The 10,604-nt window shown below is 61.5% G+C and carries 9 protein-coding genes and 2 pseudogenes; 6 read left to right on the top strand and 5 right to left on the bottom strand.

Annotated elements, in window-relative coordinates; all coding sequences use genetic code 11:
- Positions 1 to 198, top strand: a pseudogene (locus tag BMY30_RS17940) (IS1634 family transposase); the annotation flags it as partial.
- Between the two features lie 74 nt (positions 199 to 272).
- Here BMY30_RS17940 and hsdR read toward each other — a convergent pair.
- From hsdR to BMY30_RS03815, 4 genes and pseudogenes are all read right to left on the bottom strand, one after another.
- Positions 273 to 2,005: pseudogene (hsdR, locus tag BMY30_RS03830) on the bottom strand (EcoAI/FtnUII family type I restriction enzme subunit R); the annotation flags it as partial.
- 120 nt (positions 2,006 to 2,125) lie between these two features.
- Complete coding sequence (locus tag BMY30_RS03825) at positions 2,126 to 3,124, bottom strand: RhuM family protein (protein WP_089710763.1); 999 nt, start codon at positions 3,122 to 3,124, stop codon at positions 2,126 to 2,128.
- Positions 3,121 to 4,035 carry a restriction endonuclease subunit S gene (locus BMY30_RS03820; RefSeq protein ID WP_089710761.1) on the bottom strand — a complete coding sequence of 305 codons (915 nt, stop codon included), beginning with the start codon at positions 4,033 to 4,035 and terminating at the stop codon, positions 3,121 to 3,123. The genes BMY30_RS03825 and BMY30_RS03820 overlap by 4 nt, the downstream gene beginning before the upstream one ends.
- Positions 4,036 to 4,315: 280 nt before the next feature.
- The gene (locus BMY30_RS03815; protein ID WP_089710759.1) at positions 4,316 to 5,788 is read right to left on the bottom strand and encodes a class I SAM-dependent DNA methyltransferase; all 1,473 of its coding nucleotides are present in this window, start codon (positions 5,786 to 5,788) and stop codon (positions 4,316 to 4,318) included.
- Between the two features lie 339 nt (positions 5,789 to 6,127).
- Between BMY30_RS03815 and BMY30_RS03810 the strand changes: the two genes are divergently transcribed.
- From BMY30_RS03810 to BMY30_RS03790, 5 genes are all read left to right on the top strand, one after another.
- On the top strand, positions 6,128 to 7,069 hold the full coding sequence (locus BMY30_RS03810) for an IS110 family transposase (RefSeq protein WP_089710757.1): 942 nt from the start codon (positions 6,128 to 6,130) through the stop codon (positions 7,067 to 7,069).
- Positions 7,070 to 7,220: 151 nt separating this feature from the next.
- On the top strand, positions 7,221 to 7,499 hold the full coding sequence (locus BMY30_RS03805) for a peptidylprolyl isomerase (RefSeq protein WP_089710755.1): 279 nt from the start codon (positions 7,221 to 7,223) through the stop codon (positions 7,497 to 7,499).
- 127 nt (positions 7,500 to 7,626) lie between these two features.
- Positions 7,627 to 7,833 carry a DUF6494 family protein gene (locus BMY30_RS03800; RefSeq protein WP_089710753.1) on the top strand — a complete coding sequence of 69 codons (207 nt, stop codon included), beginning with the start codon at positions 7,627 to 7,629 and terminating at the stop codon, positions 7,831 to 7,833.
- Positions 7,834 to 7,840: 7 nt separating this feature from the next.
- Entirely contained in the window at positions 7,841 to 8,764 is a 924-nt protein-coding gene (locus BMY30_RS03795; RefSeq protein ID WP_089710751.1) for an ABC transporter ATP-binding protein, read from the top strand.
- Between the two features lie 2 nt (positions 8,765 to 8,766).
- Positions 8,767 to 9,537 (top strand): ABC transporter permease, encoded by a 771-nt coding sequence (locus tag BMY30_RS03790; protein ID WP_089710749.1) that lies wholly within the window; start codon positions 8,767 to 8,769, stop codon positions 9,535 to 9,537.
- Between the two features lie 6 nt (positions 9,538 to 9,543).
- On the opposite strand, the gene BMY30_RS03785 is transcribed toward BMY30_RS03790, so the two are convergent.
- Entirely contained in the window at positions 9,544 to 10,584 is a 1,041-nt protein-coding gene (locus tag BMY30_RS03785; protein WP_139195463.1) for a hypothetical protein, read from the bottom strand.
- Positions 10,585 to 10,604: the final 20 nt, after the last annotated feature.

Here is a 10,604-nt window from a genome sequence, read left to right as displayed (position 1 = left end):
GTGTTGAGGATGCGCTTGAAGGCCAGTGATAACCCACTGTCACCGACGCGGGCACTGGAAATTGCCCGCAAGATCCAGTTCCACCAGGTCCTCCTTCACCGTCGCGAGACAGCGAGCGGCCTGACCAAATTGAAGCCTGAACAACGCGACCTCTTCGAGGCGATTGGCCTGCCGGCGCCTACCGCATCGCGCTTGTAGTGCCAATTTTGAAAAGGCGTTTCCAGGTTAATCAGTGGTTTACGCTTCTATCTGTCGAACTGGGGGGGGGGGGGGGGGCGGTTGCCACAATGCTCGCAGGGCTCAGGCGGGCTGACCAGGCAGACGCAGGGCGTCTCGCCGCAGCGAGCGCAGGGCTCGGGGGCAACGGGCTCGCCGTCCCATTCGGGATCATTGAAATGCTCGTAGGCGCGGACGAAGTCGAGGATGGTGAAGTAGTCCTTGCCGTCGAACAGGCGCGTGCCGCGGCCGATGATCTGCTTGAACTCGATCATCGAGTTGACCGGGCGCATCAGCACGATATTGCGGATATTGCGTGCATCCACGCCGGTGGAGAGCTTCTGCGAGGTGGTCAGGATAGTGGGGGGGTCTTCTCATTGTCCTGGAAGCGGCGCAGGAAGCGCTCGTCGTCGGCCGTCACCCGCACGCAATAGTTGGGCTCGGGGCTCGTCTTGAACTGGTTGATCAGGTCGCGCACCGCCAGGGCGTGGGCTTGGTTGGCACAGAACACCAGGGTCTTTTCTCGCTGGTCGATCATCTCCATGAACACCTGCACTCGGTACGCTTCGCGCTCCTTGATCTTGATGATCTGGTTGAAGTCGGGTTCGGCGTACCGCCTGCCCTGCTCTACCTCGCCCTGGATCACCTTGTCGTCGGGTGTGTAGACGTAGTCGTCCAGGGTGGTGGCGATCTGGCGGACCTTGAAGGGCGTCAGGAAGCCGTCGTTGATGCCCTCCTTCAGCGAGTAGACATAGGCCGGCTCGCCGAAATAGGCGTAGGTGTCGGTATTGGTACTGCGCTTGGGCGTGGCGGTCAGGCCCAGTTGCACCGCCGGGGCGAAGTACTCGAGGATGGCGCGCCAACTGCTCTCGTCGTTGGCGCCGCCGCGGTGACATTCGTCGATGATGATCAGGTCAAAGAAGTCCGGCGGATAGTCGCCGAAGCTGGGCGCCGGGTTGCCCTCCTCATCGCGGCCGCTCATGAAGGTCTGGAAGATGGTGAAGAAGAGGTTGCCGTTCTTGGGCACCCGGCCCTGCTTGCGGATGGCGTCCGGCGCGATGCGTACCAGGGCATCCTCGGTGAAGGCGGAAAAGCTGTTGTAGGCCTGGTCGGCGAGGATGTTGCGGTCCGCCAGGAACAGGATGCGCGGCCGGCGACGCGTATCGTCATCACCCTTCCAGGCCGTCAGGTTCCAGCGGCTGTAGAACAGCTTCCAGGCGAGCTGGAAGGCGATGGCCGTCTTGCCGGTGCCGGTGGCCAGCGTCAGCAGCACGCGGCGTCGCCCGGCGGCGATGGCCTCCAGCGCCTGATTGATGGCGTTGTGCTGGTAATACCGTGCCTGCCACTGGCCGCCGTTGTCGTGGAAGGGCACCTCGCCGAAGCGCTCGCGCCAGGGGTTCGGCTTGGGGAAGGTCTCGGCCCAGTGCGCATCCGGTGTGGGATAGCCGGACACCGACCCTTCTTCGCCGGCGTGCATATCGACCCGGTAGAGTCCGAGGCCGTTGGTGGCATAGGCGAAACGCGCTTGTAGCCGCTCGGCGTAGCGCTTGGCTTGTGCCAGGCCCTCGGTGACGGGAAGATCGCGTTTCTTGGCCTCGATCACCGCCAGCTTCTGGCCCTTGTAGAAGAGCACATAGTCGGCGATGTCGCCGCGGGTGCGCTGGCCCGCGCCCTGCAGCCGCCCCAGGGTGATCACCTCGCGCCGAACCCGGCTGCCCGCCACCACGCCCCAGCCGGCTTCCTTGAGGGCGGGGTCGATCAACTCGGCGCGAGTATCGGCTTCGTTCATCGAGTCAGTCCTTGTCCGGTCGGTGCACGATCTGGAGTCTTCCGGCTCCGTAACACTTCACAACATATGAGCTTTTACTGAGCAAAGCCAGTTTCGGTTTTACAGGGCGAAACCGATCCGTCAGCCTTCTCCCGGACCGGCCAGCATGTTCATGATCAGCCGGACCATGGTCTCCTTGTTGGCCGGATCGGATTCAGCGACCAGCAGAGTGAGTGCCACCAGACCCACATCGTTGATGACCGCCTCTCCCTTGTCGTCGAGCAGGCGGTCGTTTCGGTAGAGAAAATCGACGAAGAGATAGGCCGCGCTGCGCTTGTTGCCGTCGGCAAAGGGATGATTCTTGATCACGAAGTAGAGCAGGTGAGCCGCCTTGGCCTCCACCGAGGGGTAGGCTGGCTCGCCGAAGACTGTCTGATCGAGGTTGCCCAGAAGAGAATCGAGGCCGTCACCGCGCTCGCGGGCGAAGAGTTCAGTGGCCTCACCCCGCCCGATCAACTCGGCCTTCAGCGAGACGAGCGCCGTGCGAGCCTCTTTCAGCGAAGGCAGACGGCCTCCGGCCTGGGCACGGGGTTCGATCAACAGGCCCTCGTCGTAGCGTTGCAGCAGCAGGAAGGTCTGGGCGTAGCGGGTGACGATATCCACGAGGCCCCGGCCGCTGGCGGTATCCAGCGCCGGGCTGCCAGCGGTCTTGCGCACCAGGGCCATGGCGGCCTCCAGTTCGCGCGCGTTCTCCTCGAAGCGCTGGTGATTCAGCGTCCAGCCCTGGGTGAGGTGCTCGCGCAGCACCTGAGTGGCCCACTGGCGGAAGCGAGTGGCTTGATGCGATTTCACTCGATACCCGACAGACAGGATGACATCCAGGTTGTAGTGGCGAACCTGATAGGTCTTACCGTCCTCGGCAGTGTGTGCAAAATTTGCACACACTGCCCCCTCATCTAGCTCACCTTCCTTGAAGATGTTTCTCAGGTGCTTGGTAATCACCGAGCGCTCGCGGCCAAATAGCTCACGCATCTGCTCCTGACGCAGCCAGACGGTGTCGTGCTGAGCATCCAACCGCACCCCGACCGCCTGGTCGGCCTCCTGATAGATGACGATGGGTGCCTGGCTCTCGTTGCTCATGCCGTCGCCTCTTCCACCGCCGCTTCGGCACCCTTGGCCGTCAGTTCGCCGGAGAAGGCCTTGTGCAGCAGGGACTGCTTAAGCTCGGCGAGGGCGGTGAGTTTTTGCTGGTAGATCGCAGTCAGCTGCTGCCGCGACGGTGACAGTTCATCCAGCCGCTTGGTCACTTCTTCTTGTTCAGAAATAGAAGGAAACGGCACGACAATTGAATTGAGAGCTTTCTGGTTCAACTTTGGCTGTGCCATGCCACTCACATACGGACTTAAAGACATAGAATTAAGGTAGTATTCAACAAATTTTTGACTCGTCCCATTATCAAAACGAAGAACATGCGCATGATTATTAACCCAAGACTTCCCCAAAATTGAAAAAGCGATGGGATAACTTCTGGCCAGTAAATTTGCTCCGTCCTCCGATACAAGAAGAAGATCTTCGTCAAAGATATAACTATCTACGTAGTCAACCACACCCGAAGCACCATAATAAGGTACATCACCTACTTTTCGCTTTGACTTTGTGATAGGTACACGCCGGCTGTCTAGATTATGCCCAACATCCCCCAGTTTTCGCTGCTTCCAGAGGTCTGATTTTTCAGAAAAAAGCTTTTTTACATAAGAGCCTATAAGCTCCAGCACATTAACAAGGTTCTTTTCGGTATTGGCAATGACCGTATCGATTCCCTCAAAAGCCTCATCAAGGATGGCGATAATACGATTTTGCTCAGAGACAGAGGGAATCGGTACTTCTATTTTACCAAGATTTTTCCTGCTAATTCTCTTTCTTGTGGCACCCGTACAGTATGTTTCCACATCACTCAAATACTGTGAAGACTGGGAGTAATAGTTGAAAAATTCAGGTTTGATAATTGAACCGTCGAAACGAATAATTGTGCAGTCGACTGCAGTAATCATTCTGTCGTCAGTCTGTGGAAAAATACACGACTCCCTACGGGATCAGGAAGCCTTGATACCAGACAATCTCTTGGAAATATTTCTTCGCATTTGAGTTTTGAAAATGTTTCTTCCGAAATAAATCTTGCCTTGTCCCTTCTATCTTTAAACACGCCCAGCCCGACATTGCCCGTTTGAACAAGCCTGATTCCTTCAAATGATTGGTCTTTCGTTTCAATCCAGTCACCGTCCGCAAAAAACTTACAGACTCTTGAAATAGGTAGTCTCTTCCACCCTTCCCTCATAACATCCCCCGAATGCCTTCCAGGATCTCCTCGGCCTCGCGGTCCAGGGTCTCGATCTCGTTGATGATGACTTCAGGGTCGCGGAGCGGCGCCGCCTCGGCCTTGTTGGGGTTTTTCACCGAGAGGTCGAAGCTGTCGCGGTCCAGGTCGTCGACGCTGACGCGCCAGGAGTTGCCGGAGTCGGCGAAGCTGGCCTGGAGCGTCACGAACTCGGCCAGGTCATCGTCGTTGAGGGGGCTAGTCTTGCCCAAGCTGCGGCCGGGGTCGAGCTGGTAGTACCAGATGCTGCGGGTCGGGGCGCCCTTCTCGAAGAACAGCACCACCGTCTTCACCCCGGCGCCAAGGAAGGTGCCGCCGGGGCAGTCGAGGATGGTTTGGAGGTTGCAGCTCTCCAGCAGTTCCTGGCGCAGGGCCTTGGAGGCGTTGTCGGCGTTGGAGAGGAAGGTGTTCTTGATCACCACCGCGGCGCGGCCGCCGGCCTTCAGGCGCTTGATGAAGTGCTGCAGAAAGAGGAAGGCCGTCTCGCCGGTCTTGATCGGGAAGTTCTGCTGGACTTCCTTGCGCTCCTTGCCGCCGAAGGGCGGGTTGGCGAGGATCACATCGAAGCGGTCCTTCTCCTGCAGGTCGGCGAGGTTCTCGGTCAAGGTGTTGGTGTGCACCAGGTTGGGCGCCTCGATGCCGTGCAGGATCATGTTCATGATGCCGATGACATACGGCAGACTCTTCTTCTCCTTGCCGTAGAAGGTATGCGCCTGGAGGGTGTCGAGCTGCTGGGTGGTGAGCTGGCGCGGCTCGTCGCTGCCGAAGCCGTAGCGCAGGTAGTCGTGGGCCTCGCAGAGGAAGCCCGCCGAGCCGGCGGCGCCGTCGTAGATTCGCTCGCCTATCCTCGGGTCGATCACCCGGACCATGGCGCGGATCAGCGAGCGCGGCGTGTAGTACTCGCCTCCGTTGCGCCCGGCATTGCCCATGTTCTTGATCTTGGCTTCATAGAGGTGCGAGAGCTCGTGCTTCTCCTCCTGGGAGCGAAAGGTCAGGCCATCGACCAGTTCCAGGGCATCGCGCAGGCTGTAGCCGCTCTGGAACTTGTTGCGGACCTCCGAGAAGATCTCGCCGATCTTGTACTCGATGGTATCCGGCCCTGTCGCGCGCTCGCGGAAGCCCTGCAGGTAGGGGAAGAGGTCGCGATTGACGAAATCCAGCAGGTCATCGCCGGTCAGGGCGCTGTCGTGGTCCAGGCTGCCGTCGCGCTTGCGGGGTGCGGCCCAGGTCGACCATTGATAGGGGGTATCAATGATGAAATCGAAGGCCTTGCCGGCCAGGGTGGCGTTCATGGCACGCCGCTGCTCGAGATCGTCAAGGTACTTGAGGAACAGCAGCCAGGAGGTCTGTTCGGTGTAGTCCAGCTCGGTGGCGCAGCCGGCCTCTTTCCAGAGCACATCGTCGATGTTCTTGAAGGTCTGCTCGAACATGGGGGTCGCGGGTCCTTGCGATGGGAATCTTGGGGGTAATGCTACGCCGCGGCATCTGGCGGCGCCAACTGCCGGTGAAGGAGAACATCGCGCTGCAAGCAGTGCTTGTATGTTGGAAGTGACCAGGCAGGGCAGTATTGAGAAGACTTGCCGGGGTGGAGGGACGAGCTTTGCATCTGGCCCCTCGGGGTACAGACAGTGGGAGACATGGCCCCACCCCACCCATTCAGCGCCGATAAGGAATCCATCGGCTGAGCGTCTCTCAGACCGACGATCTTGGCAAGCCAGCGCCTGGGTGCACCCCGGCAAGCCTTCTCAACCTAGCGCGGAGGCCAGAGCATGACAATCCAGACCCTCATCGGTATCGACGTCGCCAAGGACGAACTCGTGGTCTATCGTCAGGACCTCGAGACTCAGGAAACCCTGGAAAATCGCCAGCCTATCCTCAAGCAATGGGTGCGTGACCTACCCGCTCACTGTGCGATCGCCGTTGAAGCGACAGGGACCTATCACGTCGCGCTGATCGAACTGGCGTACCAATGCGGCCACGAGATCTTCGTGACCGATGGCTACCAGCTCAATCATTACCGGCAAGGCATTGGCGGTCGTGCGAAAACCGACAGCAGTGATGCCCGATTGCTGGCACGCTATCTTAGCCGGGAGCGCGAACTGCTGAGGGCCTGGACGCCGCCGCCGGCCGCGTACCGATCACTGCAGTCCCTGCTGCGGCGCCGCGCCACACTGGTCCAGGCCCGGGTGGCGATTCAGCAGAGCTGCACCGAACTGCCGTGGCTGGCATCCCACCTCAAGCGTCTGATTGCCCAGCTGACGCGGATCGATCAGGTGATCCAGTCGCGCCTCCGGGCTATCGTCCGAGAGGTAGGGCTTCGCCACCAGGTGGCGCGCTGCCAGGCCGTGGAGGGCGTGGGCGAGCTGACCGCCACCGCCTTGGTGATGGCCTTCCTGCGGGGCGACTTTCGGCACAGCGATGCCTTCGTGGCCTTCCTGGGACTGGATGTACGGGTACGCGATTCGGGCAAACAGCGGGGGCGGCGCAAGCTGACCAAGAAAGGCGATCCGGAGATCCGGCGGCTACTACACAATGCCGCCATGGCAGCGAGCCGCCAGCCGCCGTGGAAAGAGACATATCAGCGATACCGGGCGCGAGGCCTGAAGACCACCCAGGCCCTGGTGATCCTGGCCAGGAAGCTGGCTCGCATTGCGTTTTCGCTGATGAAACACCAGACCGAATATCGCCCTCCGAGCCTCATGAACGCTTGAAGGGCAACATAGAATCTCCCACAAGGACCCAAAGTGCTCCACAAGACCCGCATCGCGCTGCAAGCGTCGCTCCCGGGAAAATCGGCGGGGTGGCGTGATATGCTTTCGGGGATATCAACCGGCATCCCTGCCGACCTTCGAGGAGAGCAACATGACCAAGGCAAGCGCGCGTCATATCCTGGTGAACAGCGAAGAGAAGTGTAAGGAACTCAAGGCCGAGATCGAGGGCGGTCGCGATTTCGCCGAGGTCGCTCGCGAGCACTCCTCCTGCCCTTCCGGCAAGCAGGGCGGCGAGCTCGGCACCTTCGGCCCGGGCCAGATGGTGCCGGAGTTCGACAAGGTGGTGTTCGAGGGTGACGTGGGCAAGGTGCACGGCCCGGTGAAAACCCAGTTCGGCTACCACCTGCTGGAGATCACCGACCGCAGCTGATCGCCCGGCTCGCGAGGACAACGCCGTGCATGGCCGCCATGCACGGCTTTTCTTGTACAACCCCTGTATCATCCCGCCAGTCGCGCTAGGATAGACAACCCCAGCGATCATCCAGGAGGAGCCACGAATGAACGACGAGGCCTTTCAACACAGCATCCGCAAACTGTTGAAGAACGTGGGCGTCACCACCCAGCAGGAGATCGAGAAGGCCGTAAAGCAGGCCCTCGCCGATGGTCACCTCAAGGGCAACGAGAGTTTGCCGGCACGCGTGACCGTGGAGGTGGATGGCCTGAGCCTGGCGCTCGATTTCGACGGAGACATCACCCTTGAGTGACGCGCCAATGATCCGTGTCGAGGAGCTCTCGAAGACCTTCTCGGATGGTTTCGAGGCGCTTATCGATATCGACCTCGAGATCGAGCGGGGCGAGATCTTCGCCCTGCTCGGCCCCAACGGCGCGGGCAAGACGACCCTGATCAGCGTGATCTGCGGGCTGGTGAACGCCAGCCACGGCCGGGTACTGGTGGATGGCCACGACAACGTCAGTGACTACCGCGCCGCGCGGGAACTGATCGGCCTGGTGCCCCAGGAGCTGACCAACGAGGCCTTCACCACGGTGTGGGACACGGTGAGCTTCAGCCGCGGGCTGTTCGGCAAGTCGCAGGATCCGGCGCACATCGAGAAGGTGCTGCGCTCCCTGACGCTGTGGGAGAAGCGCAACAGCCGGCTGCTGGAGCTCTCCGGCGGCATGAAGCGCCGGGTGCTGATCGCCAAGGCCCTGGCCCACGAGCCTCAGGTGCTGTTCCTCGACGAGCCCACCGCCGGTGTGGACGTGGAACTGCGCCGCGAGATGTGGGAGGTGGTCCGCGGGCTGCGCGACGAGGGTGTGACCATCATCCTCACCACCCACTACATCGAAGAGGCCGAGGAGATGGCCGACCGCATCGGGGTGATCCGCCGCGGGGAGATCGTGCTGGTGGAGAACACCCACGCGCTGATGCGCAAGCTGGGCAGCAAGGAGCTGACCCTGCACCTGCAGGAGCCGCTGGAGGCGGTACCGGAATCGCTGGCAGGGCACGGCCTGGAACTCGCCGACGAGGGCCACGCGCTGGTCTACAGCTACGACGCGGCCCGCGAGGAAGGCGGCTCGACGATCTCGGGGCTGCTGGCCGATCTCGAGGCAGTGGGGCTGCGAGTCAGGGACCTGCATACCCGCCAGAGTTCGCTGGAGGACATCTTCGTCAGCCTGGTCCAGGAGCGTCACTGAGCATGAAGCGTTTCAACCTGCAATCCGTCAAGACCCTGTATTACGCCGAGATGGCGCGCAGCCTGCGCACCGTGCTGCAGAGCATCGTCTCGCCGGTGATCTCCACCTCGCTGTACTTCGTGGTGTTCGGCGCGGCCATCGGCACGCGCATCAGCGAGGTGGATGGCGTCAGCTACGGTGCCTTCATCGTGCCGGGCCTGATCATGCTGATGCTGCTCACCCAGAGCGTTTCCAACGCCTCCTTCGGCATCTTCTTCCCGCGCTTCTCTGGCTCGATCTACGAGATCCTCTCGGCGCCGATGTCGTATGTCGAGGTGGTGCTGGGCTATGTGGGTGCGGCGGCCACCAAGTCGCTGATCCTGGGGTTGATCGTGCTGGCAACGGCGCGGCTCTTCGTGCCCTACTCCATCGAGCATCCCTTGATGATGCTGGTCTTCCTGGTGCTCACCGCGGTGACCTTCAGCATGCTGGGCTTCATCATCGGCATCTGGGCCGATGGCTTCGAGAAGCTGCAGCTGGTACCGCTGCTGGTGATCACCCCGCTGACCTTCCTCGGCGGCACCTTCTACTCCATCGACATGCTGCCGCCCTTCTGGCAGACGGTGACCCTGGCCAACCCGGTGGTCTACCTGATCAGCGGCTTCCGCTGGAGTTTCTACGGCATCAGCGATGTCAGCCCGGTGGTCAGCTTGCTGGTGATCCTGCTGTTCCTGGGCTCGGCGCTGGCGGTACTGCACTGGATCTTCAAGAGCGGCTACCGGCTCAAGCCGTAAAAGCCCCTACTCGGGCCGGGGCCAGAATTCCCGTTCCTGGGCGACCCACACCAGCGGCCTCTGCTCCGGCCCCGTATCGAAGGCGATAAGGCGCTGCCAAAGGGCGCGGATCTCGTGATCCATCAGCTGGTCGTGGTGGATGACCACATCCACGTTATCGTCCTGTCCCAGGCCACGCTCCAGGGAGACCTCGATAAAGGGCTCGCCCGCGGATGCGCTTTCTGGCCACTCCGGGCTACGCCAGCGCGCTCGTCCGCGCTCGTCGCGTTCGATGAGCCACAGGCGCTCCAGGCCCGCTTCCATCAGCGAGAGTTCCAGCGATGGCTCGCCCAACGCCGACTCGGGGGACTGCGGCTCAAGGGGTTCTGGCTCGAAGGGCTCTGGCTCGAAGGGCTGTGGCTCCGGCCAGTCGCGCACCACTTCGTTGAGAGACTCGGCATCACGACAAGGCAGCCCCAGGCAGCGCTCGGCGTGCTCGTCGGGCAACTCGTGCCTGGCCGCATGGGTGATATCGGCCATCTGCCCCATGATGGGGCGGCTAACGAAGCGCCAGGCCACGTCGGGGCCTTGACCGAATACCTCGGCGGGCGCCACCCGTTCCTCGCCATGCATCTCGACCAGCTCGGTGCGACGCGCCGGCCCGAGGTTGAAGCGGGCCACCTCCACCAGCTCCACCGGCAGTGGCGATTGCCCCTCGAGATCTACGCTGGCCCTGGCATAGCGCAGTCGATAGCGCACATGAGGAAGCTCGGACTCTTCATTGAGCACCACCAGCAGCGCATTGCTCAACGGCCCGGTATCGGCGTCGGGGAGAAAGACGCTGGCACCCCCCTCCCGGCCATCCGCCAGCACCTGGCGGACCTGTGCCTGCAACGCCTGGGCGTCTTTATGCTGCCACTCCGCTTCCGGCAGGAAGGCCCGGGCCACTGCCTCCAGCGATTCGGCCTCGGCCAGTCGCAGGTCCGCAGTCATCTCCCCGCTCGCCATGGCGCCCATGGACCAGAGCCCCAGCAACATCCCGGCTACCTTCCTGCGCAGATACGGCATGGCACTATCCTCCTGAAACT

The organism is Halomonas daqiaonensis (genome assembly GCF_900109725.1).
Taxonomy (GTDB): Bacteria; Pseudomonadota; Gammaproteobacteria; order Pseudomonadales; family Halomonadaceae; genus Halomonas; species Halomonas daqiaonensis.
The sequence above is the reverse complement of the archived record's forward strand: the minus strand, read 5'-3'. Positions and strand labels throughout refer to the sequence as shown.

What these genes read in the sequence shown, in the direction of transcription:
- BMY30_RS03825 (WP_089710763.1), bottom strand. Translation starts at nt 3,124, where the DNA reads ATGAGCAACGAGAGCCAGGCACCCATCGTCATCTATCAGGAGGCCGAC.
- BMY30_RS03820 (WP_089710761.1), bottom strand. Translation starts at nt 4,035, where the DNA reads ATGATTACTGCAGTCGACTGCACAATTATTCGTTTCGACGGTTCAATT.
- BMY30_RS03815 (WP_089710759.1), bottom strand. Translation starts at nt 5,788, where the DNA reads ATGTTCGAGCAGACCTTCAAGAACATCGACGATGTGCTCTGGAAAGAG.
- BMY30_RS03810 (WP_089710757.1), top strand. Translation starts at nt 6,128, where the DNA reads ATGACAATCCAGACCCTCATCGGTATCGACGTCGCCAAGGACGAACTC.
- BMY30_RS03805 (WP_089710755.1), top strand. Translation starts at nt 7,221, where the DNA reads ATGACCAAGGCAAGCGCGCGTCATATCCTGGTGAACAGCGAAGAGAAG.
- BMY30_RS03800 (WP_089710753.1), top strand. Translation starts at nt 7,627, where the DNA reads ATGAACGACGAGGCCTTTCAACACAGCATCCGCAAACTGTTGAAGAAC.
- BMY30_RS03795 (WP_089710751.1), top strand. Translation starts at nt 7,841, where the DNA reads ATGATCCGTGTCGAGGAGCTCTCGAAGACCTTCTCGGATGGTTTCGAG.
- BMY30_RS03790 (WP_089710749.1), top strand. Translation starts at nt 8,767, where the DNA reads ATGAAGCGTTTCAACCTGCAATCCGTCAAGACCCTGTATTACGCCGAG.
- BMY30_RS03785 (WP_139195463.1), bottom strand. Translation starts at nt 10,584, where the DNA reads ATGCCGTATCTGCGCAGGAAGGTAGCCGGGATGTTGCTGGGGCTCTGG.